Origin of the sequence: Inhella proteolytica (genome assembly GCF_016093275.1) — a bacterium.
In the GTDB taxonomy this organism is placed as follows: Bacteria; Pseudomonadota; Gammaproteobacteria; order Burkholderiales; family Burkholderiaceae_C; genus Inhella; species Inhella proteolytica.
On sequence record NZ_JAEDAK010000014.1, the window covers coordinates 90,095 to 112,304 of the forward strand.

The window sequence follows — 22,210 nt, forward strand, 5'->3', positions numbered from 1 at the left end:
AATTCAGCGTTCGCCACTGGGTGCGCGCTGGAAGCGAAAGCGCTGCGTGCCTTCGGTGCCTTCCAACTCGGCCACCAGGTCGTCCGGCCCCTCCAGCCGGTAGCGGATGGACTTGGGGTGGTCGTGCTGCGGGTTCTCGAAGCGGGCCGAACCAGTCTCCAGCGCCGTCAGCCGGAACTCGGTGGGTGGGCGGCCCTGGGGCTGGGCCACATAGACGACCGAGCCGTCCTGGCGGAATTCGATGCGCAGGAACTCGAAGCCGACGGCACGCCGCGCCGCGCCTTCGCCCTTGAGGTTGCGGGCCACGCCGAGCATCAGGCCGCCGGCCGCGTCGGTCCAGCGCTCCTGCAGTTGCAGGCTGCCCAGGCGCCCTTCCCAGCTGCCTTGCATGAAGGCGAGATCGGCAGGGCTGGCGCTGAGGCCGGCGGCGAGCAGCAGGGTGGCGAGCATGGCCGTCCGCGCCGTTCAGCCCGCCAGCGCCCGCAGCGCCTCACGCACCGCGGCGAGCTGGCGGCGTGACACCTGCAGCCATTCGTTGACGGGCGCCACGCGCACCGACCAGGTCTCGGCCGACTCCAGTTCGGCCGCGCCGAAATCCGCCGGCAGTTCCTCCTCGCCGGGCTGGTGACGCGCCAGTTCGCGCACCGCGGCCTTGGCCACCAGGGCGTTGCGGTGCACGCGCAGGAAACGGTGGCCCATGCGCTGCTCGATGTCGTTCAGACTGCCGTCCATCACGTAGCGGTGCTGGGCGGTGCGCACGGTCAGGTACTTGAGCTCGGCCTTGATGTAAAGCACTTCGGTCAGCGGCACCCGCAGCACACGGCCGCGCTCGTGGATGCTGAGCGCCTCGGACTCCTCGGTCGGGCGCGGTTCCAACTGGGCCGCAGCCTCGCGCTCGCGCAGGCGCTGCGCCACCCGCACCAGGGCGGACTGCAGGCGTTCGGCGCGGAAGGGCTTGGTCAGATAGTCCACCGCATCCAGGCCGAAGGCCTCGACAGCGTGCTTGGCATGCGCCGTGACGAACACCACCAGCGGGCTGCCGGGGCGGTGCTGCAGGGATTCCGCCAGCATCAGCCCGTCGGGCCCGGGCATCTGAATGTCCAGCAGCACCAGGTCGCAGCCATGCTCGCGCAGCCAGGTTTGGGCGGCGGAAGCGGTGCCAACCTCGGCCACCACCTCGGCATGGGGGTCGCGGCAGGTTTCGAGCAACGTGCGCAGGCGCGCGCGGGCCAGGGGTTCGTCATCGGCGATCAGGACACGCAGGGGCGGCTGGGTGAGCATGCAGAGAACTTCCCTACAGAGGTAAGGTGATGCGGACGCAGTATTGCTGGGGCGTGACCTCGATTTCCATGTTGGCGGCAACATCGTGCAACAGCGCCAAGCGCTCCCGCACGTTCGCCAGCGCCAGCCCATGCCCGCCCTGCCCCGGCGCAGCCAGGGTGTTGCAGACCGAGAGTTCGGCGCTGCCGGCACGCCGGCGCGTGCGCACCCACAGCTCGCCACCGGCCTCGTTGGGCTCCACGCCGTAACGCACGGCGTTTTCCACCAGGGGCTGCAGCAGCAGCGGGGGCACCCGGGCCGCGGCGCAGGTCGGGTCCAGCTCCCAGTGCTGGCGCAGGCGCTCGCCAAAGCGCAGTTGCTCGATGTCCAGGTAGCGGCGTGCCAGTTCGATCTCGTCGGCCAGTGTGCAAGCCTGCTCGTCGGGCGCCAGCGCCGCCTGAAAGAGCTCGCCCAGGTCTTCCAGCACCTGCTCGGCCTGCTGCGGGTTCACGCGCACCAGGGCGATGGCGGTGTTGAGGGTGTTGAACAGGAAGTGCGGCCGGATGCGCGCCTGCAGTTCCACCCAGCGCGCCTGCATGCCGCTGGGCGCCTGGGCACGCGCGCGCAGCAGCAGCGCCTGCACCAGAAAAGCCGCCGCCGTGGCCCCGCAGGCAGCCACCGCCACGCCGCGAAAGGGGCTGACCGGGTCGGCCCCCACCAGGTCCATGAAGCGGGCCCCCAACCACCAGGGCGCCCAGGCGCACAGGGCTCCCAGCGCCATCAGGGCCAGGCGCACGCGCAGCATCGGCCAGGCCGCCAGGCGCAGGTGCAGGCCGCACACCACCAGCAACCAGGCCATCAGGGCCGGCACGCTGACGGCACTGGCCTCCATGAAGCCCTCCAGCCATTCCGCCGGGCTACGGGCCAGGGTAGCCAGCAGCAAGGCCAGCAGGCCCTGCACACCCAGCAGCGCACGCAGCACCACGCCGACATGGCAAAGCTCGAACACGGGCAGCGCCAGCACAGGGGGCTCGCTGCGGTCCACGCGCTCGGCGTATTGGGAAACTGGGGCTTCGGTCTGCGTCATGGGGTGATTCCTAGAATCCTAGGCTTCCTTGCTGCCTTTGCGCCTCCATGTCTTCCAACCCCCTGGCCAACAAGGCCCAAGCCTGGTCCGCCCTGTTTGCCGAACCGATGAGCGAGCTGGTGCAGCGCTACACCGCCAGTGTCGGCTTCGACCAGCGCCTCTGGGCGGCCGACATCGAGGGCAGCCTGGCCCACGCCGAGATGCTGCACGCCCAGGCCTTGATCTCCGACACCGACTGGGCCGACATCCAGCGCGGTTTGAACCAGATTCGCGGCGAGATCGAGGCCGGCCAGTTCGAGTGGAAACTGGAACTGGAGGACGTGCACCTGAACATCGAGGCGCGCCTGACCGAGCTGGTCGGCCTGGCGGGCAAGCGCCTGCACACCGGCCGCAGCCGCAACGACCAGGTGGCCACTGACGTACGCCTGTGGCTGCGCGGCGAGATCGACGGCCTGCTGGAGCTGCTGCGCCAGGTGCAGGCCGTGCTGGTGGAACGCGCCGAGGTGCATGCGGACGTCATCGCCCCCGGCTTCACCCACCTGCAGGTGGCCCAGCCGGTCAGCTTCGGTCACCACCTGCTGGCCTACGTGGAAATGTTCGCCCGCGACGCCGAGCGCCTGGCCGACTGCCGCCGCCGCGCAAACCGCCTGCCCCTGGGCGCCGCCGCCCTGGCCGGCACGCCCTACCCGCTGGACCGCGAGCGCGTGGCGCGCACCCTGGGCATGGAAGGCGTGTGCCAGAACAGCCTGGACGCCGTGAGCGACCGCGACTTCGCCATCGAGTTCACGCACGCCGCCGCGCTGGCCATGATGCACATCTCGCGCCTCAGCGAGGAGCTGGTGCTGTGGATGAGCCAGAGCTTCGGCTTCGTGCGCCTGCCCGACCGCTTCTGCACCGGCTCGTCGATCATGCCGCAGAAGAAGAATCCCGACGTGCCCGAGCTGGCACGCGGCAAGACCGGCCGCGTCTACGGCCATCTGATGGGCCTCTTGACCCTGATGAAGGGCCAGCCCCTGGCCTACAACAAGGACAACCAGGAAGACAAGGAACCGCTGTTCGACACGGTGGACACCCTGCGCGACACCCTGCGCATCTTTGTGGAAATGCTGGCCGGCCTGGAAGCCCGTGCCGACAACCTGCGCGCCGCCGCCCAGAAGGGCCACGCCACCGCCACCGACCTGGCCGACTACCTGGTGCGCACCAAGGGCGTGCCCTTCCGCGACGCGCACGAGATCGTCGCCCACGCGGTGCGCGTGGCCAGCGAACAGGGGCTGGAGCTGGCCGCGCTCTCGCTGGCGCAGCTGCAGGCCATCGACGCGCGCATCGACGCCGACGTGTTCGGCCCGCTCTCACTCGAAGGCTCGCTGGCCAGCCGCAAAGTGCTGGGCGGCACCGCGCCCGAGCAGGTACGCGCCCAGATCGCGCGCCACCGCAGCCGGCTTGGCTGAGCGCTGGATCGCCCATCTCGACATGGACGCGTTCTACGCGTCCGTCGAGCTGCTGCGCTATCCGCAGCTCAAGGGCCAGCCGGTGGTCATCGGCGGCCGGCGCGAACACCAGCCGCGCGCCGGGGCCGACGGCCAGCTGCAGTTCTCCCGTCTGCGCGACTACACCGGCCGCGGCGTCATCACCACCGCCACCTACGCGGCGCGCGCCTTTGGCGTGCGCTCCGGCCTGGGCCTGATGAAGGCCGCCCAGCTGGCGCCGGACTGCATCCTGCTGCCGGTGGACTTCGAGGCCTACCGCGCGGCCTCGCGCCGCTTCAAAGCCGCCGTGCGCGAGATCGCCCCAGTCATCGAGGACCGCGGCATTGATGAGATCTACATCGACCTGAGCGAACTGGCCCAAGGGCGCGGCAGCGTGGCGCACGACCCTCTGGGTGGGCTGAAGCAGCTCGCGCAGGACATCAAGAACAACGTGCGTGCCGCCACTGCCCTCACCTGCTCCATCGGTCTGGCGCCCAACAAGCTGCTGGCCAAGATCGCCAGCGAGCTCGACAAGCCCGATGGCCTGACCCTGATCCGGCCCGAGGACCTGGCCACGCGCATCTGGCCGCTGAGCGTGCGCGCCATCAACGGCGTCGGCCCCAAGGCCGCGCAGCGCCTGGAAGACCTGGGGGTGCACAGCATTGGCGAGTTGGCCGCCTGCGACCCGGCCTGGCTGATCCAGCGCTTCGGCAAGAGCTACGGCGCCTGGCTGCACGAATCCGCCCACGGCCGCGACGAACGCCCGGTGGTCACGCACAGCGAATCGGTCTCGATCAGCCACGAGACCACCTTCGAGCGCGACCTGCACGCGGTGCGCGACAAAGCCGAGCTGGGCGCCATCCTGGACCGACTCTGCGAGGCGCTGGCGCGCGATCTGGCAAAGAAGAACTTGAGTGCACGCACCATCGGCATCAAGCTGCGCTTTGAGGGCTTCAAGACCGTCACACGGGATCAGACCCTGGAAGCCCCGGTGCAAGCTGCCGCCGACATCCGCCACGCCGCCGGGCTGTGCCTGAAGCGGGTGGACTTGAGCAAGCGCCTGCGCCTGATGGGGGTGCGGGCGGCGGGATTGGAGGCGACCGGCGCAGGGCAGTCCAGTGCCCCGCGCGCCCGGGTCAAGTCAGAACGCCCCAGCAACCAATCCCTGTTTGACGAATGAGAAAGGGCCCGCAGGCCCCTGACGCTTCAACCAGCACCCCCACCTCGCAGCTTGCAAGCCGCTCGGAGTGATGAGGCACGGAGATCTGGCTGCCTGCCAGCATCACCCCCACCTCGCGGCTTGCAGGCCGCTCGGAGTGATGAGGCACGGAGATCTCGCTGCCTGCCAGCATCACCCCCACCTCGCGGCTTGCAGGCCGCTCGGAGTGATGAGGCAGCCGACCGTCCTCAGGACGGTCGGCTGTCCACATCACTCCCACTCGATCGTCGCCGGCGGCTTGGAGCTGACGTCGTAGGTCACGCGGTTGATGCCACGCACCTCGTTGATGATGCGACCCGACACCTTCTTCAAGAGCCCATAGGGCAGCTCGGCCCAGTCGGCGGTCATGAAGTCGCTGGTCTGCACGGCGCGCAGGGCCACCACGTAGTCGTAGGTGCGGCCGTCACCCATCACGCCCACGCTCTTCACGGGCAGGAACACGGTGAAGGCCTGGCTGGTCAGTTCGTACCAGCTCTTGCCCGTGGCTTCGTCCTTCCAGCCACGCAGCTCCTCGATGAAGATGGCGTCGGCGCGGCGCAGCAGATCCGCGTACTCCTTCTTCACCTCGCCGAGGATGCGCACGCCCAGGCCGGGGCCCGGGAAGGGGTGGCGGTAGACCATTTCGGCGGGCAGGCCGAGCGCCACGCCCAGTGCGCGCACCTCGTCCTTGAAGAGCTCGCGCAGCGGCTCCAGCAGCTTCAGGCCCAGCTGCTCGGGCAGGCCACCGACGTTGTGGTGGCTCTTGATGGTGGTGGCCTTCTTGGTCTTGGTGCCGCCGCTCTCCACCACGTCCGGGTAGATGGTGCCCTGGGCCAGCCACTTGGCGCCCTTGTGGCCACGGTCGCCGGCCTTGAGCTTCTCGGCTTCGGCCTTGAACACGTCCACGAACAGGCGGCCGATGATCTTGCGCTTCTGCTCCGGGTCGGTCACGCCGGCCAGTTCTTTCAGGAAGAGTTCGCTGGCGTCCACGCGCACCACATGGGCGTGCAGCTTGCCTTCGAACATCTCCATCACCGCGTCGCCCTCGTTCAGGCGCAGCAGGCCGTGGTCGACGAACACGCAGGTCAGCTGGTCGCCGATGGCGCGGTGGATCAGTGCCGCGGCCACGGAGGAATCGACCCCGCCGGACAGGCCGAGGATGACCTCCTCGTCCCCCACCTGCTCGCGGATCTTGGCGACCGCCTCGTCGATGTACGAGCCCATCTGCCAGTCGCCCTGGCACCCGGCGATGTCGCGCACGAAGCGGCGCAGCATGGCCTCACCCTTCAGGGTGTGCGTCACCTCGGGGTGGAACTGCACGGCGTAGAAGTGGCGGCTCTCGTCGGCCATGCCGGCGATCGGGCAGCTGGGCGTGCTGGCCATCAGCTTGAAGCCGGGCGGCAGCGCGCTGACCTTGTCGCCATGGCTCATCCAGACCTTGAGCATGCCGTGGCCCTCGGGCGTGGCGAAGTCCTCGATGCCGCTGAGCAGCTGCGTGTGGCCGTGCGCGCGCACCTCGGCGTAGCCGAACTCACGGTGGTCGCTCCAGCTCACCTGGCCGCCCAGTTGCACGGCCATGGTCTGCATGCCGTAGCAGATGCCCAGCACCGGCACACCCTGCTGCCAGACCTGGGCCGGCGCGCGCAGCTCATGGTCTTCGTAGGTGGAGGCATGGCTGCCACTCAGGATGATGGCCTTGGGCATGAAGGCCTTGATGAAATCGTCCGAGACATCGTTCGGGTGGATTTCGCAATACACCTGGGCTTCGCGCACGCGACGTGCGATGAGCTGGGTGACTTGCGAGCCGAAGTCGAGGATCAGGACCTTGTCATGCATGGGAATTCACCTGAAGAGCAGCTTGGGAAGGATGGCGGCGCTGGTAGGACAGCGCGAAGACGAGGGCCAGGGCCTGCAGCGCGGCGCAGAGCAGGAAGGGCGCGCCGATGCGCCAGTCGCCCTGCGGCAGATGGGCCACGAGCGTCAGCAGGCCCGGGCCGATCAGCGGACCCAGAACGGCCATCAGGCTGTTCAGGCCGGCCACCGCGCCCATCGTGGCGCCCTGGCGCGTGGCGTCCACGCTGTTGGAGACGATGCTCTGGATCGCCGCCGACGCGGCGTAGCCAAAGACGTTGAAAACGATCAGCACGATCAGCATCCAGCCCTGCGGCACCAGGGCCCAACCGAGATAGGTCAGGCTGCTGGACACGAGCGAGAGCACCACCAGGCGCGGCGTGGCGAAGCGCTTGAGCAGGCGCGGCAGCAGGAAACCCTGCACCAGCACCGACATGAAGCCGACGGCAAACAGCGACAGGCCGTTCTCCTTCGGCCCCCAGCCGAACTTGAAGGTGGTGAACAGCACCCAGCTGGCATGCAGGATGAACTGCGCCAGGGCCGAGAGACCGATCACCACCACCAGCACGCCCACATCCTTGAGCTCGCCGAGCTTCTTCAGACTGCTGACGGGGTTGGCGGTGCGCCAGTCGAAGGCGCGGCGCTTGTCCTGCGGCAGCGACTCCGGCAGCACGAAGTAGCCATAGGCCAGGTTCACCAGGGCCAGGCAGCCGGCGACGACGAAGGGCAGGCGCAAATCGATCGCACCCAGCATGCCGCCCGTAGCCGGGCCGAGGATGAAGCCGATGCCGAAGGCCGCACCCAGCTGACCGAAGCGCTTGGCGCGCTCGGCCGGGGCCGTGATGTCCGCTACATAGGCGTTGGCCACCGAGATGTTGGCCTGCATGGCGCCGCTGACGAGGCGAATGGCCACCAGCATCCACAGCGCCGTGGCGGCGGCGGTGACGAAGAAGGACAGAGCCAACCCGCTGAAGCCCAGCAGCAGCACGGGCCGGCGGCCGTACTGGTCGGACAGTGCGCCCAGGATGGGCGAGCCGATGAAGTTGGCCAGGCCGAAGGCGCCGGCCACCCAGAGATAGGCCACCGCGTGGTCGGCCTGGCTGCTGGAAAAGCTGCCCGCGATGGCCGGCAGCACCGGGATGATGAGCCCGATGCTGATCATGTCGATCAGCACCGTGGCGAAGATAAAGGCCATCGAGGCCTGGCGGTTTTGCATTGCTCAAACGACAAGGCGGGGAGTGCCCCCGCCTTGTCTGCCTTTCAGTCGCTCACTCCGCCCGGTAGTTGGGCGCTTCCTTGGTGATCTGCACATCGTGGACATGCGATTCGCGCATGCCCGCCGAGGTGATCTCGACGAACTCCGCCTTGTCCTGCATGTCCTGGATGCTGGCGCAGCCGCAGTAGTGCATCGAAGCACGCAGGCCGCCGGCCATCTGGAAGATCACCTGCACCACCGAACCCTTGTAGGGCACCTGGCCCTCGATGCCTTCCGGCACCAGTTTGGAGGTGTTGGGGTTGTTGCCGCCTTCCTGGAAGTAGCGGTCGGCACTGCCCTTGGCCATCGCACCGAGCGATCCCATGCCGCGGTAGCTCTTGTAGCTGCGGCCCTGGTAGAGGATCAGGTCGCCTGGGGCTTCCTCGGTGCCGGCAAAGGCGCCGCCCATCATCACGGCATCGGCACCGGCGGCAATGGCCTTGGCCAGGTCGCCCGAGAAGCGCACGCCGCCGTCGGCGATCACTGGCACGCCAGAACCGCGCAAGGCGCTGGCGACGTTGTCGATCGCGGTGATCTGCGGCACGCCCACGCCAGCCACGATGCGGGTGGTGCAGATCGAGCCCGGGCCGATACCCACCTTCACGCCGTCGGCACCGGCCTCGGCCAGCGCGCGCGCTGCCGCGGCGGTGGCGATGTTGCCGCCGATGACATCGACCTGCGGGTACTGGCTCTTGACCCAGCGCACCTTGTCCAGCACGCCGGCGCTGTGGCCGTGCGCGGTGTCGACGATCAGCACGTCCACACCGGCCTTGACGAGGCGCTCGACACGCTCCTCGGTGTCGTCGCCGAAGCCCACCGCCGCACCGACGCGCAGCTTGCCCTGGGCATCGCGGGCGGCATTCGGGAAGCTGGTCTGCTTGGTGATGTCCTTGACGGTGATGAGACCGCGCAGATCGAAGCTGTCGTTCACCACCACCAGACGTTCCAGGCGGTGCTTCTGCAGCAGCGCCTTGGCGTCAGCCAGGGACACACCTTCCTTGACCGTGACCAGGCGCTCGGCCGGGGTCATGATCTCGCGCACCGCCACGTCCATGCGGGTTTCGAAGCGCAGGTCGCGGCCGGTGACGATGCCGACCACCTTCTTGCCTTCGACGACCGGGAAGCCGCTGACGCCATGCTGATGGCTGAGCGCCAGCACCTCGTGCACCTTCAGGTCAGGCCCGATGGTGATCGGGTCGCGCAGCACGCCGGATTCATAGCGCTTGACGCGTGCCACCTCGGCCGCCTGGGCGGCAGCCGGCAGGTTCTTGTGCACGATGCCGATGCCGCCCTCCTGGGCGATGGCGATGGCCAGCCGGGCTTCGGTGACCGTGTCCATCGCCGCCGAAACAATCGGCAGGTTGATGCGGATACGGCGCGTGAGCTGGGTGGAAAGATCGGTGTCGCGTGGCAACACCGTGGAGAACGCAGGGACCAACAACACATCGTCGAAGGTCAACGCTTTGCCAAGAAGGCGCATGGGGAAAGCTCCAGACGCAAAGCGGGATTATAGAGAGCACCGCGGGTAAGCCCTGGCGGGGCAGGGTCGGGCTAGACTGACCGCTCGCTGTTCACCCGCCTGACCACCATGACTGCATTCCGTTCGGCCAGCCTTCTTGCTCTGTGCGTGTTGATGACCCTCGGTTCTGCCCAGGCCCAGGGCCAGTGGAAGTGGCGCGATGCCAGCGGCAAGGTGCAATACAGCGACCGTCCGCCGCCGCAGGGCACACCGGAAAAGGACATCCTGGCCCGCCCGGCCAATGCCAAGCAGCCGGTCCAGATCGTGCCGTTTGGCGTCAAGGCCTCGGACCCGGCGGCCAGCGCGCCGGCCGATGCCGCCAGTGCCGCGGCCGCCAAGCGCGAGGCCGAGGCCAAGAGCAAGGCCGCGAAGGAAAGCGAGGCCAAGCTCAAGGCGGAAGAGAAGCGCAACGCCGACATCCGGGCTCAGAACTGCAGCAATGCCAAGCAGCAGCTGACGACGCTGGAGTCCGGCATCCGCATCGCCCGCGTGACCGAGAGTGGCGAGCGCCTGATCATGGACGACGCGATGCGCGCGGCCGAAATCCAGAAACTGAAGGCCGTCATCGCCTCCGAGTGCAAGTAAGGATCAGCGCCGCGTCGGCGGGATCAACAGGGTCGGGAAGCTGACCGGCAGCGTGGCAGGGAAGTCACGGCTGAAGTGCAGGCCGCGGCTCTCGTGCCGCATCAGGGCCGAGCGCACGATCAGCTCGGCGCAATCCACCAGATTGCGCAGTTCCAGCAAGTCGCGGTTGACGCGGAAGTTCGCGTAGTACTCCAGGGTCTCGGCGCGCAGCAGCTCGATGCGGTGCAGCGCACGCTCCAGGCGCTTGGTGGTGCGCACGATGCCGACGTAGTTCCACATCAAGAGACGCAGCTCATCCCAGTTGTGGGCGATGACCACCTGCTCATCGGCGTTCTCCACCTGGCTTTCATCCCAGGCCGGCAGCGGCACCGCACAGTTCCGGGCTTCGGCAGCGATCCGCGCCGCACAGGTCTGGCCCAATACCACGCATTCCAGCAATGAGTTGCTGGCCAGCCGGTTGGCTCCGTGCAGGCCGGTGTAGCCGGTCTCGCCGACGGCAAACAGGCCCGGCAGATCGGCCCGGCCGTCCAGATCGGTGACCACGCCGCCGCAGGTGAAATGCACCGCCGGCACCACGGGGATCATCTGCTTGGCGATGTCGATGCCCAGCTTCAGGCAGCGCGCGTGGATGGTGGGGAAATGGCTCTTCAGGAACTCCTCGCCGAGATGGCGGGCGTCCAGCCAGACATGGTCCACGCCATGCTTCTTCATCTCGAAGTCGATGGCGCGGGCCACGATGTCGCGCGGCGCCAGTTCGGCGCGTTCGTCGTGCTCCGGCATGAAGCGGTGGCCATTGGGCAGCTTCAGATGCCCCCCCTCGCCGCGCAGGGCCTCGGTGATCAGGAAGCTGCGCTCCTGTGGGTGATACAGGCAGGTCGGGTGGAACTGGATGAATTCCATGTTCGCCACCCGGCAACCGGCCCGCCAGGCCATGGCCACGCCGTCGCCGGTCGCCGTGTCGGGGTTGGTGGTGTAGCGGTAGACCTTGCCGGCCCCGCCGGTCGCCAGCACCACGGCCTGGGCGGCCACGGTGTCCACGCGGCCGCTGTCGATGTCGAGCGCGTACACGCCGTAGCAGCGGGTGGTCTCCTCGCGCTTCAGGTGGCGGCTGGTGATCAGGTCCACCGCCATCCAGCGCTGGCGCAGCTGGATGTTCGGGTGGGCGGCCGCCTTGGCCAGCAGGGCATCGTGGATGGCCTTGCCGGTGGCGTCGGCCGCGTGGGCAATGCGGCGCACCGCATGGCCGCCCTCGCGCGTCAGGTGCAGGCCCAGCGGGCCGGCGTCGTCCTGCGTGAAGGGCACGCCCTGCCCCACCAGCCACTCCACAGCGGCGGCGCTGCGCTCGGCGATGAAGCGCGCCGTGGCCTCGTCCACCAGGCCGGCGCCGGCATCGGCGGTGTCGCGCACATGGGAGTCGATCGAGTCGTCGCTGCCCAGCACGCCCACGATGCCGCCTTGCGCCCAGGCGGTGGCGGCTTCGCCGAGCTCGCGCTTGGCCAGCACCAGCACAGGCATGCGGTCGGCCAGGTGCAGGGCCACGGTCAAGCCGGCCAGGCCGGCGCCGATGATCACCACCGGTGCCATACCGGTCTCAGAAGGCTTGGTCATCGGGCCATTGTCCCGGCAATGAAAAGGCCCCGGCGAAGGCGCGCTTCACCGGGGCCCAAAAGGCGCCGCGTCAGTGGACAACGCGGGCGAAGCTGAAGGCGCCGTCGGCCACATCCACTGGCACGATGTCCTTCGGGCCGAACTTGCCCTGCAGGATCAGCTTGGCCACCGGGTTCTCGATGCGCTGCTGGATGGCGCGCTTCAGCGGCCGCGCGCCGAACACCGGGTCGAAACCGACCTTGGCCAGTTCGTCGAGCGCGGCCTCGCTCACTTCCAGCTTCATCTCCTGCTGCGCCAGGCGCTGCTCCAGATGACGCAGTTGGATGCGCGCGATCGACTTGATGTGCTCCTGGCCCAGTGCGTGGAAGACTACGGTCTCGTCGATGCGGTTCAGGAACTCAGGCCGGAAGTGGGCCTTGACCTCGTGCATCACGGCCTCGCGCACCACCTCGTCACCCTGCCCCGCCAGCGCCATGATGTGCTGGGAGCCCAGGTTGCTGGTCATCACGATGACGGTGTTCTTGAAGTCCACGGTGCGGCCCTGGCCGTCGGTCAGGCGGCCGTCGTCCAACACTTGCAGCAGCACATTGAAGACGTCGGGGTGGGCCTTCTCCACCTCGTCGAGCAGCAGCACGCTGTAGGGCTTGCGGCGCACGGCCTCGGTCAGGTAGCCGCCTTCGTCATAGCCCACATAGCCCGGGGGCGCGCCAATCAGGCGGCTGACCGAGTGCTTCTCCATGAACTCGCTCATGTCGATGCGCACCATGTGGTCTTCGCTGTCAAACAGGAAGCCGGCCAGGGCCTTGCACAGCTCGGTCTTGCCCACGCCGGTGGGGCCCAGGAACAGGAAGCTGCCGAGCGGCCGGTTCGGGTCGCTCAGGCCGGCGCGGCTGCGGCGGATGGCATCGGCCACGGCCACGATGGCCTCGTCCTGCCCCACCACACGCTGGTGCAGCTTGTCTTCCATGGCCAGCAGCTTGTCGCGCTCGCCCTGCATCAGCTTGCTCACCGGAATGCCGGTGGCACGCGCCACCACCTCAGCAATTTCTTCGGCGCCCACCAAGGTGCGCAGCAGCTTGGGCTTGTCGGCTTTCTCGCCCTTGCCTTCCTTGGCCTGGGCCTCGTGCAGGCGCTTATCCAGCTCGGGCAGCTTGCCGTACTGCAGCTCGGCCACCTTGTTGAAGTCGCCCTTGCGCTTGAGTTCCTCGATCTGCGTCTTGATGCGATCGATCTCCTCCTTCACATGGGCCGAGCCCTGGGCCTGGGCCTTCTCGGCCTTCCAGACTTCTTCCAGGTCGGCGGCCTCGCGCTCGAGCTTGCTGATCTCTTCCTCGATCAGGCCCAGGCGCTTCTGGCTGGCTTCGTCTTTTTCTTTCTTGACGGCCTCGCGCTCGATCTTCAGCTGGATCAGCCGGCGGTCCAGCTTGTCCATGGCCTCGGGCTTGGAGTCGATTTCGATCTTGATCTTGGCCGCGGCCTCGTCGATCAGGTCGATCGCCTTGTCGGGCAAGAAGCGGTCGGTGATGTAGCGGTGGCTCAGCTCGGCCGCGGCCACGATGGCCGGGTCGGTGATCTCCACGCCGTGGTGGACCTCGTACTTTTCCTGCAGGCCGCGCAGGATGGCGATGGTCTGCTCGACGCTGGGCTCACCCACCAGCACCTTCTGGAAGCGGCGCTCCAGCGCGGCGTCCTTCTCGACGTACTTGCGGTACTCGTCCAGCGTGGTGGCGCCGATGCAGTGCAACTCGCCACGCGCCAGCGCGGGCTTGAGCATGTTGCCGGCGTCGATGGCGCCCTCGGCCTTGCCGGCGCCGACCATGGTGTGGATCTCGTCGATGAAGAGGATCACGCGGCCCTCTTCCTGGGCCACTTCCTTGAGCACGGCCTTCAGGCGCTCTTCGAACTCGCCACGGAACTTGGCGCCGGCCAGCAGGCCCGCCATGTCCAGCACCAGCACGCGCTTGTTGCGCAGGCTGTCGGGCACCTCGCCGGCATGGATGCGCTGGGCCAGGCCTTCGACGATGGCGGTCTTGCCCACGCCGGGCTCGCCAATCAGCACCGGGTTGTTCTTGCTGCGGCGCTGCAGCACCTGGATGGCGCGGCGGATCTCGTCGTCGCGGCCGATCACCGGGTCCAGCTTGCCCTGGGCGGCGCGCTCGGTCAGGTCGAGCGTGTACTTCTTCAGCGCCTCGCGCTGGCCCTCGGCTTCGGGGTTGTCCACCTTGTCGCTGCCACGCACGGCCTTCAGCGCGGCTTCCAGGGCCGCACGGTTCAGGCCATGGCCGCGTGCCACGCCGGCGAGGTCAGTCTTGGCATCGGCCAGGGCCAACAGGGCCATTTCGCTGGCGATGTACTGATCGCCCTGCTTGGCCGCTTCGCGCTCGGCGCCCTGCAGCAGGGCCATCAGGTCACGGCTCGGCTGCACCGCCTGGCCGCCACCTTCAACCTGGGGCAAGCCGCCCAGCAGGCCTTCCACTGCGCCCTTGAGCGCGGCCACCTTCACCCCGGCGCGATCCAGCAAGGCGCGCGGGCCTTCGGGCTGGGCCAGCATGGCGGCCAGCAGATGCACGGGCTCGATGTAGGGGTTGGAGCGGGTGACGGCCAAGCTTTGGGCGTCGGCCAGCGCTTCTTGCAAGCGGGTGGTGAATTTGTCAGGACGCATGGGGTTTCCTCCGGAATGCCTGCCATGTGGGCCCTGAGCTTGGCATTTCAAGCCGGGCGCGCTTTGCGCCGTGTCAAAGGCTGCGCGCCAGCCAGGCCCCGAGTGCGGCCGCGCCCAAGGCGCCCAGCACATGGGCTAGGCTGTGCAGGGTGGCCAGCCCCCAGGCGCCGCGCTGCAGCAGGGTCAGGGATTCGGCGGAAAAGGCGCTGAAGGTCGTCAGCCCGCCCAGGAAACCGGTCACCAGCAGCAGGCGCCACAGCGCCTGATCGGCCCGCGCCAGCAGCACCAGGCAGGCCCCGATCAGCAGGCCGCCGACCAGGTTCACAGCCAGCGTGCCGAGTGGGAAGCCGCCCCAGCGGGCGTTCAGCCACAGCCCGGCCCGCCAGCGCAGCAGCGCGCCGGCAGCCGCACCGAAGGCCACGGCCAGGGCCTGGTTCATGCGCTGTTGCGGGCGCTGATGCCCCAACGCGCCAGCGCGGCGTCATCGGCCTCGCGGGCATCCACCCACTGGGCGCCGGCCGGGCCATGCTCCTTCTTCCAGAACGGCGCCTGGGTCTTCAGGTAGTCGATCAGGAAGGCGCAGCCATCCAGCGCGGCCTGGCGGTGCGGGCTGGCCGTCAGCACGTAGACGATGGGCTCGCCCACCGCCAACCGGCCCACGCGATGCCAGACCTCGGCGTGGTGCAGGCCGAAGCGCGGCCGGGCCTGTTCGATCATGGCTTCGATGGCGCGCTCGGTCATGCCCGGGTAGTGCTCCAGCTCCAGGGCCTGCAGGCCGCCGCCGGGCAGGTCGCGCACCACGCCAAGAAAGCTGGCGATGCCGCCGACCTCGGCGGCCAGGCCGCGCTGCCAGGCCTGGGCCAAATTCAGCGGCTGTTCACAGATATGCACGGGCATGGAGAAATTGTGGCACCCAGGCCGCGCAGGCCCTTGCACAATGGGCCGAAGTCTTCGCCCCGAGAGGCCACCATGCACTGCATCGCCCAAGCGTCCATGACGCGTTTTGCCGCCGCCCACCGCGACCCCCGCAACATCGCCCTGCACTGCTGGGGCGTGCCCATGGTGCTGATGGGCCTGGGCCTGCTGCTGCGCGATCTCTCAGACCTGGGCTGGGCACTGGCCTTCACCACCTCCGGCCTGCTGCTGCAGTCGGTCGGCCACTGGTATGAAGGGCGCCGCCCGGCCATGGGTCTGGCGGGCTGGCTGCTGGCACCGATGTTCGTGGGCCTGCAGGGCCTGCACCGCCTGGGTTGGGCGCAGCAATGCTGGGCCGAGGTGGAACGTGACGCCGGCCCGCGCCGCCTGCGCGATCTGGCCCATTCCCGCTGAGTCCCAGACCGCCTACCGTCCATGTTGCAAAAGACCGAGAAGGGGCGACAGGAAGTCGCCACGCGCACCCATGGCCTGCGCCAGGCGGCCCGTTCGGTGCTGCTGATGATTGACGGCAAGCGCAGCGAAGCCGAACTGCGCGCCCTGATGCCGCCGGCGCTGGCCCAGGAACTGGACCGCCTGCTGCAGGAAGGCTTTGTCGCCAACGAGGCGGCGGCACCGGCACCGGCCGCGCCCACCCCTGCACCGCCGCAGCCCGCCGCGGCCGATCCGCTGCAAAAGCGCATGGAAGCGGCTCGCGCCGTGACCGAGGCGCTCGGGCCCCAGGGCGACCATCTGGCCCTGCGCATCGAGCGCTGCAAGACGGCGCAGGAACTGCAAGACGCGCTGTTCTTCGCCTACCAGGTGATGGGCGACCTGGGCCGCAGCCGCCAGGCCCAGGCCTTCGCCGAGCGCTTCCAGATCAAGCTTTGATCAGGTCGACTTCGAGATCGTGATGGTCGGGAACTTGGCCGAGTAGTCCTTGCCGAGTCGGCCCACGGCCACCGCCACCTGGCGCGCCAAGGCCTTGTAAAGACCCGCAATCGCGCCCTCGGGCTCGGCCACCACCGGCGGCGTGCCGGCGTCGCTCTGCTCGCGGATCGAGCGCTGCAGCGGCAGCGCCCCCAGGTAGGCCAGGCCGAACTGTTCCGCCATGGCCTTGCCGCCATCGGCGCCGAAGATGTGCTCGGTGTGGCCGCAGTTCGGGCAGCAGTACACCGCCATGTTCTCCACCAGGCCGAGCATGGGCACGCCGACCTTCTCGAACATGCGCACGGCCTTCTTGGCATCGATCAGCGCGATGTCCTGCGGGGTGCTGACGATCAGCGCGCCCGTGACGGGCACGCGCTGCGCCAGGGTGAGCTGGATGTCGCCAGTGCCCGGTGGCAGGTCCACCACCAGGTAGTCCAGATCGTCCCAATTGGTCTGGCGCAGCAGCTGCTCCAGCGCGCCGGTGGCCATCGGGCCGCGCCAAACCATGGCCTGGTCCTCGTCCACCAGGAAGCCGATCGACATGAGCTGCACGCCATGACTCACCAGCGGGCTCATGGTCTTGCCGTCGGCGCTTTCGGGGCGGCCGTGCGCGCCCATCATCATGGGCACGCTGGGGCCATAGATGTCGGCATCCAGCAGGCCGACGCGCGCGCCCTCGGCATGCAGGGCCAGGGCCAGGTTGGCGGCGGTGGTGCTCTTGCCCACCCCGCCCTTGCCCGAGGCCACGGCAATCAGGTTCTTGACACCCGGCAGCGGCTGCAGCCCGCGCTGCACCGCATGGGCCACGATGCGCTGGGTGACGTGCACCTCATCGGCGCCGAGCGCCTGCTTCAGCTCGCTGGCGATGCCGGCATGCTGGCTGGCCGCGGGGTAGCTCAGTTCGATATCCACCTGCAGGCGGCCCGCCCGCTCGTGCACGCCCTTGACCTGCTTGCTGGCGCTCCAGCTTTGGCCGGTACCGGGGTCGATCAGGGTGGCGAGCTGGTCCAGGGCGGCTTGTTCACGGGGCGTGGTCATGGTGGCTTCCTCTTTGGGGCGGCGAGTTTAGGCGGCCCCGTATCAACCCTAGTTTTGAACATTCTGGCAATTTCAACTGCCATTTTGATCTACATGCACTACATAACGCAGCAAAGTCTCCACTTCTGTTTGACAAGACATCCCGCGAAACTGACCTCATTGCAGCTTTCCACCCACGCCTATGCGCTCCAACCGCCACACCGCCAGCCCCCTGAGCACGACCTTCGTCAGCGTCTCCAACATGGTGCGCCTGATCCAACGCAAGGGTCTCAGCACCTGTCTGGTCGGCGTCGCGGATCGCATCGAGCAGGAATTCCTGCGCTGGGAAGCCTTTGACAAGAGCGCCCGCATCGCCTGCCACTCGGCAGATGGCGTGGTCGAGCTGATGCCCATCGCCGACGACCAGCAGTTCAGCTTCAAGTACGTCAACGGCCACCCCAAGAACCACCGCTTCGGCCTGCCCACCGTGATGGCCTTCGGACTGCTGGCCGATGTGGAAACCGGCGCGCCGCGCTTCCTCTCCGAGCTGACGCTGACCACCGCCATCCGCACCGCCGCGATGTCGGCCCTGGCCGCCAAGAAGCTGGCCCGCCCGAACAGCCGCTCCATGGCCCTGATCGGCAACGGCGCGCAGTCGGAGTTCCAGGCGCTGGCCTTCCGCGACATCGTCGGCATCCGTGAGCTGCGCCTGTTCGACGTGGACCCGGCCGCCAGCGCCAAGCTGGCCGCCAATCTGCAGGGCCAGGGCCTTGAGATCACCCTCTGCACCAGCACGGCCGAGGCGGTCAAGGGTGTCGACATCATCACCACGGTGACGGCCGACAAGACCAACGCCACCATCATCACGCCCGAGATGGTGGAGCCCGGCATGCACATCAACGGCGTGGGCGGCGACTGCCCCGGCAAGACCGAGTTGCACCGCGGCGTGCTGGAGATGGGTGCCGTGTTCTGCGAATTCGAACCGCAGAGCCGCATCGAAGGCGACATGCAGCAGATGCCGGCCGACTTCCCCGTCACCGAGTTCTGGGAAGTGCTAGCCGGCCGCAAGGCAGGCCGCGTGAGCGCCGAGCAGGTGACGGTGTTCGACTCCGTCGGCTTCGCCCTGGAAGACTTCGCCGCCCTGTGCTTCATGCGCGACGCCGCGGCCGAGTTCGGCATCGGCGAGCAAATCGAGCTGGTGCCGAACAACCCGGATCCGAAGAATCTGTTCGGCCTGCTGGGCTCGCAGCGCGCCCAGCTCAAGCGCGCCGCCTAAGTTCTTTACATCCCCGGGTCAACCCGAATCGAGGCCTCCCGTTGTGGAGGCCTCGGTCGTTTCTGACCTCGGAGGATCCATGAACCGCCTGTTCCAAGCCACCCTGCTCGGCCTGCTGGCCACCAGCCTGTCGGGCTGCATCGTGCTCAGCCCCGGCCATCGGGGCGGCCATTACGGTCACTCGGAGGTGCGCGTCGGCGTTCCGGTGCCGGCGGTCGTCATCCGCGGGCATTCGCATCGCTACGGGGATCGCTATGACCGTTACGACCGCTATGACGACCGCGATTACCGCGGCCCGCGGCGCTACTGATCGACCAGCTCCACGCGGTTGCGGCCGCCCTGCTTGGCGCGATAGAGCGCTTCGTCCACGCGCTTGAGCAGGGCCTCGGGGCTGGTGTCCGCCGCGCGGGCCAGGTCACCCCCCAGGCTGATGGTGACGCGGGCCAGGGCGGCGGCCTCGCCGGCGAAGCGCAGCATGGCCACCGTGTGCCGCAAGCGCTCCGCCCACTCGGCCAGGCCCGCGCGCCCGGCTTGCGGGTCCAGCAGCACCAAAAACTCCTCGCCACCGATGCGACCCAGCGCGCCGGCCGCGCCCAGCTCCTCCTGCACCGCGCGCGCCACCGTGCGCAACACCTCGTCGCCGGCGTCGTGCCCCAGGCCATCGTTGATGGCCTTGAAGTGGTCGATGTCGAACATCAGCACCGGCAGGGCTTGGCCCGCCGCCAGGGCCTGGTCCAGGCGCTCCAGGATGGCGCGGCGGTTCGGCACCCCGGTCAGCACATCGGTGTGGGCCAACTTCTTCATGTGCCGGGCGCGGCCGTGTGCCCGCCAGCCCAGCACGCCCAGTCCCAACGCCAGCAGCAACGCGCAGACCAGCAAGGCGGCCTGCAGCTTGCGGATGCGCGCCGCGTCCTCCAGGGCCGCGCCCCGCAGGCTGTTCTCGCGCTGCAGGGCCGCGTTCTCGCGCTCCTTGCGTTCGGTGTCGAACTGCACGCGCAGGCCGGCGCTCAATTCGTCGCGGCGCAGGGTCTCCAGCTCGCGGGCCAGCGCCAGTTGGCGGCTGCGGGCGCGGAAGGCCGCCTCCCAGCGGCCGCGCGCGGCCTCCAGCTCGGCCCGTTCGGCCAGCAGGGGCTCCAGAAAGCGCGGCATCTTCTCGGCCACGAACCAGCGCCCGGCCGCTTCGAGGTCGGCATCGGCCTCGGTCAGGCGGCCCAGGCGCCACAGGGCCTTGGCGCGCGTGAAGCGGGCATTGGCCAGTTCGGTGCTGGATGAGGCCTGCTGGCGCCAATGCGTCAGCGCCGCCTCCAGCAGCGGCAGCGCGGCCGCGGCATCGCCCTTGCTGACGAGCAGGCTGCCCAGGGTCCGGCGCGTTTCGGCCACCGAATCCGCGTCGCCCAGGGCTTCATACCGTTCCAGCGCCGTGCGCAGCTGGCTGTGGGCCTCCTCCAGCTGCCCGGCACGGCGCAGCGTGCTGCCGATGTTGAAGAGCGCCGTGGCGGCGTCCCCGGCGCGGCCGGCCGCCTCGTGGCTGGCAAGCTGGCCGCGGTAGATCTCCAGCGCCCGCCCGTACTCGGCGATGCGCTCGTCGGCATACAGATTGGCCAGCAGGGTCAGCCCGTAGCGCTGCATGGGAGCGTCGCCCTGCTGCACGTAACCGGCATGCGCGGCGCGCAGATCGGTCAGTGCCGCATGCAGGTGGCCACGCAAATAGAACAGCTCGCCGCGGAAGGCCTGGGCATCGGCGCGCTGCTGCGGCCCCCCATGGGCCAGCGCCGTCTCAAAGGCCTGCAGGGCCTTGCGCAGGTCGCCGCTTTCCTGGGCCAGGTAGCCCTGGCAGTTCAGCAGCCCGGCGCGCCAGGGCTCAGGGGCCGGCAGGCGAATGGCGCGGCGCAGGCCGGCTTCCACCAGAGCGGTGAGCTCCTTGGCGTCCTGGCCCAGGCTCAGCCGGCATTGCAGGGCATGGGCGCGCAGGGCGTCTTGGCCACGGCCCTGCGCATCCAGCTCGGCAATCAGGCTCTGGAAGGCAGGGGGCGCCAACCGCTCCCGCGCCTCCAGCCGCTGCAGGCCCTGCTGCGCCGCGGCCCCGCCCGCCCAGGCGGACCAGAGCAGGAGCAGCCAGGCTCGGCGCATCAGCGGAAGGTGGCCAGCAGGATGTTGGTCTCGGTGTTGGCGATGCCCTTGATCAGGCGGATGCGCTCCAGCACCTTCGAAAGCTCGGCCATCGACTCGGCGCGCAGCTCGGCCAGCAGGTCCCAGCGGCCATTGGTGTCGTGCAGGCTTTCCACCGCGGGCTCGCCCAGCAGCGCGGCAGTGACGGCGCGGGTCTGGTTGCCTTCCACCAGCACGCCCATCCAGGCGCGGATGTAGTTGGGCTCGGCCTCGGGCTTGAGCCGCACCGTGTAGCCGACGATGACCTGATCGTCCTCCAGCTTGCGCAGGCGGTTCGTCACCGTGCCGCGCGACACGCCCAGCTTGGCCGCCAGCGCGGCCACGTTCATGCGCGCGTCCTTGCGCAGCAGGGCAATCAGTTGGCGGTCCAGCTCGTCCATCGGCGCGCTCAGCGGAAGCGCTCGGTGTCGCGCGCCAGGTAGAACCACTCCTGGCCGGCGCGCGCCTTGGGGTTGGGGAAGACGATGGCGCCATCGTGCGGGGCGTACACGGCGCGGCCGTCGTGGTGGTGGCCGATCAGCTCGCCGGCGCGCACGCGGTCGAAGCTGACCCAGGGCTTGACGAACTGGTCGTCGGCATGGGCCTTGTCCTGCACCGTCACCAGGCTCAAGCCGGCCATGCTCTGCACGGCGGGCGCTTCGCCCTCGATCAGGCCCAGGTGCAGCAGGGTGTTGACGATGGCCCGGTAGGCCACCTCGGGCGCCTGCGGGTCGGCGTGCTGGCCGCATTCCAGCGTCAGCGCCCAGCCGCCCAGGGCGCGCATGGTCTCGGTGGTGCCCACGCCATAGGCCTCGTCCAGGTCCACGGTGGCGGCCACCTCGGGCGCCAGCGAAACCGCCCAGGCGCGGCGGCGGTGCACGCCCTCGGCGTAGGTCTGCAGCCAGCCGTCCACACCGCGCTGCACGCCCAGCACCTTGGCCAGGGCCAGCTCCTTGGCGGCGTGCTGGAAGGGCTGCAGAGGGCCGTCGTTGTTCTCGGGGCCCACCATCACGAAGGGCTGGCCCTGGGCCTGGAAGCTGTGCAGGTCCAGCAGCACCTCGTGCTGAGCCAGCAGCGGGCACAGCCAGTTGGCGATGTGGTCCTCAAAGTCCTTGGGCTCGGAGGTGGCACGCAGGCGTCGGTTGAGGTTGCGGTCGCCGTTGCGCTCGCCCTTCTGGTAGGCCAGCGGGTTGGTGATGGGCACGAAGGTGACACGGCCGCGCGCGAGGCGGCGCTCGCCGCGCTCGAACTCCGCCACCAGGCGGCGGATGGCCTGGGTGCCGCAGACCTCGTTGCCATGCACCGCGCCGGTGACGATCAGACGCGGGCCGGCCAGCGGGCTTTCGAAGCAGACAGACTGAAAGTGGTGCATGCGCGCCAGTGTGCCAGCGGCCCTGGCGCCGCCGCCCTGCGGAATGCCCCGGACATGCAATGCG

The 22,210-nt window shown here is 68.9% G+C and carries 21 protein-coding genes; 7 read left to right on the top strand and 14 right to left on the bottom strand.

Annotated elements, in window-relative coordinates; translation table 11 throughout:
• Positions 1-3: 3 nt before the first annotated feature.
• The 3 genes from I7X39_RS17800 to I7X39_RS17810 are packed head-to-tail and all read right to left on the bottom strand — an operon-like array spanning position 4 to position 2,347.
• Positions 4-450, bottom strand: coding sequence for a DUF6265 family protein (locus tag I7X39_RS17800; RefSeq protein WP_198112514.1), 447 nt, complete (start codon positions 448-450; stop codon positions 4-6).
• Positions 451-465: 15 nt separating this feature from the next.
• A complete protein-coding gene (locus I7X39_RS17805; protein WP_198112515.1) occupies positions 466-1,281 on the bottom strand; it encodes a LytR/AlgR family response regulator transcription factor in 816 nt (271 codons plus the stop codon).
• Between the two features lie 13 nt (positions 1,282-1,294).
• Complete coding sequence (locus tag I7X39_RS17810; protein ID WP_232352035.1) at positions 1,295-2,347, bottom strand: sensor histidine kinase; 1,053 nt, start codon at positions 2,345-2,347, stop codon at positions 1,295-1,297.
• Positions 2,348-2,394: 47 nt separating this feature from the next.
• On the opposite strand from I7X39_RS17810, the gene argH reads away from it, so the two are divergent.
• Both argH and dinB read left to right on the top strand, forming a co-directional pair.
• The gene (argH, locus tag I7X39_RS17815) at positions 2,395-3,795 is read left to right on the top strand and encodes an argininosuccinate lyase (protein WP_198112516.1); all 1,401 of its coding nucleotides are present in this window, start codon (positions 2,395-2,397) and stop codon (positions 3,793-3,795) included.
• On the top strand, positions 3,788-4,993 hold the full coding sequence (dinB, locus tag I7X39_RS17820; protein WP_198112517.1) for a DNA polymerase IV: 1,206 nt from the start codon (positions 3,788-3,790) through the stop codon (positions 4,991-4,993). Before argH ends, dinB begins: the two co-directional genes overlap by 8 nt.
• A 249-nt stretch (positions 4,994-5,242) precedes the next feature.
• Here the strand turns inward: dinB and guaA are convergent, their stop codons facing one another.
• The 3 genes from guaA to guaB are packed head-to-tail and all read right to left on the bottom strand — an operon-like array spanning position 5,243 to position 9,597.
• Positions 5,243-6,847 carry a glutamine-hydrolyzing GMP synthase gene (guaA, locus tag I7X39_RS17825; RefSeq protein WP_198112518.1) on the bottom strand — a complete coding sequence of 535 codons (1,605 nt, stop codon included), beginning with the start codon at positions 6,845-6,847 and terminating at the stop codon, positions 5,243-5,245.
• Positions 6,840-8,078 carry an MFS transporter gene (locus I7X39_RS17830; RefSeq protein WP_232352036.1) on the bottom strand — a complete coding sequence of 413 codons (1,239 nt, stop codon included), beginning with the start codon at positions 8,076-8,078 and terminating at the stop codon, positions 6,840-6,842. Before I7X39_RS17830 ends, guaA begins: the two co-directional genes overlap by 8 nt.
• 52 nt (positions 8,079-8,130) lie before the next feature.
• Positions 8,131-9,597 (bottom strand): IMP dehydrogenase, encoded by a 1,467-nt coding sequence (gene guaB / locus I7X39_RS17835; RefSeq protein ID WP_198112519.1) that lies wholly within the window; start codon positions 9,595-9,597, stop codon positions 8,131-8,133.
• A 108-nt stretch (positions 9,598-9,705) separates the two neighbouring features.
• Between guaB and I7X39_RS17840 the strand changes: the two genes are divergently transcribed.
• Entirely contained in the window at positions 9,706-10,221 is a 516-nt protein-coding gene (locus I7X39_RS17840) for a DUF4124 domain-containing protein (RefSeq protein WP_198112520.1), read from the top strand.
• Positions 10,222-10,224: 3 nt separating this feature from the next.
• Here the strand turns inward: I7X39_RS17840 and nadB are convergent, their stop codons facing one another.
• From nadB to I7X39_RS17860, 4 genes are all read right to left on the bottom strand, one after another.
• Positions 10,225-11,829 (bottom strand): L-aspartate oxidase, encoded by a 1,605-nt coding sequence (nadB, locus tag I7X39_RS17845; RefSeq protein WP_198112521.1) that lies wholly within the window; start codon positions 11,827-11,829, stop codon positions 10,225-10,227.
• A 70-nt stretch (positions 11,830-11,899) separates the two neighbouring features.
• Positions 11,900-14,491 (bottom strand): ATP-dependent chaperone ClpB, encoded by a 2,592-nt coding sequence (gene clpB, locus I7X39_RS17850; protein ID WP_198112522.1) that lies wholly within the window; start codon positions 14,489-14,491, stop codon positions 11,900-11,902.
• A gap of 73 nt (positions 14,492-14,564) precedes the next feature.
• Positions 14,565-14,930 carry a fluoride efflux transporter CrcB gene (gene crcB, locus I7X39_RS17855; protein WP_198112523.1) on the bottom strand — a complete coding sequence of 122 codons (366 nt, stop codon included), beginning with the start codon at positions 14,928-14,930 and terminating at the stop codon, positions 14,565-14,567.
• Positions 14,927-15,388: a molybdenum cofactor biosynthesis protein MoaE gene (locus tag I7X39_RS17860; RefSeq protein ID WP_198112524.1), complete on the bottom strand. Its 462-nt coding sequence runs from the start codon at positions 15,386-15,388 to the stop codon at positions 14,927-14,929. Before I7X39_RS17860 ends, crcB begins: the two co-directional genes overlap by 4 nt.
• A gap of 96 nt (positions 15,389-15,484) precedes the next feature.
• Here I7X39_RS17860 and I7X39_RS17865 point away from each other — a divergent pair, with 96 nt between their 5' ends.
• Positions 15,485-15,820 (top strand): Mpo1-like protein, encoded by a 336-nt coding sequence (locus I7X39_RS17865; RefSeq protein WP_198112525.1) that lies wholly within the window; start codon positions 15,485-15,487, stop codon positions 15,818-15,820.
• Between the two features lie 21 nt (positions 15,821-15,841).
• Entirely contained in the window at positions 15,842-16,294 is a 453-nt protein-coding gene (locus tag I7X39_RS17870) for a hypothetical protein (protein WP_198112526.1), read from the top strand.
• Here I7X39_RS17870 and apbC read toward each other — a convergent pair whose 3' ends face one another.
• The gene (apbC, locus tag I7X39_RS17875) at positions 16,295-17,371 is read right to left on the bottom strand and encodes an iron-sulfur cluster carrier protein ApbC (RefSeq protein ID WP_198112527.1); all 1,077 of its coding nucleotides are present in this window, start codon (positions 17,369-17,371) and stop codon (positions 16,295-16,297) included.
• A gap of 181 nt (positions 17,372-17,552) precedes the next feature.
• Between apbC and ocd the strand changes: the two genes are divergently transcribed.
• Entirely contained in the window at positions 17,553-18,626 is a 1,074-nt protein-coding gene (gene ocd, locus I7X39_RS17880; RefSeq protein ID WP_198112528.1) for an ornithine cyclodeaminase, read from the top strand.
• A 79-nt stretch (positions 18,627-18,705) separates the two neighbouring features.
• Complete coding sequence (locus tag I7X39_RS17885; RefSeq protein ID WP_198112529.1) at positions 18,706-18,936, top strand: hypothetical protein; 231 nt, start codon at positions 18,706-18,708, stop codon at positions 18,934-18,936.
• On the opposite strand, the gene I7X39_RS17890 is transcribed toward I7X39_RS17885, so the two are convergent.
• The 3 genes from I7X39_RS17890 to I7X39_RS17900 are packed head-to-tail and all read right to left on the bottom strand — an operon-like array spanning position 18,930 to position 22,146.
• Positions 18,930-20,756: a GGDEF domain-containing protein gene (locus tag I7X39_RS17890; RefSeq protein ID WP_198112530.1), complete on the bottom strand. Its 1,827-nt coding sequence runs from the start codon at positions 20,754-20,756 to the stop codon at positions 18,930-18,932. The two genes, I7X39_RS17885 and I7X39_RS17890, sit on opposite strands and share 7 nt — an antisense overlap.
• A complete protein-coding gene (locus tag I7X39_RS17895) occupies positions 20,756-21,175 on the bottom strand; it encodes an Lrp/AsnC family transcriptional regulator (protein ID WP_198112531.1) in 420 nt (139 codons plus the stop codon). The genes I7X39_RS17890 and I7X39_RS17895 overlap by 1 nt, the downstream gene beginning before the upstream one ends.
• Positions 21,176-21,183: 8 nt before the next feature.
• Positions 21,184-22,146, bottom strand: coding sequence for a M14 family metallopeptidase (locus I7X39_RS17900; protein WP_198112532.1), 963 nt, complete (start codon positions 22,144-22,146; stop codon positions 21,184-21,186).
• Positions 22,147-22,210 lie beyond the last annotated feature (64 nt).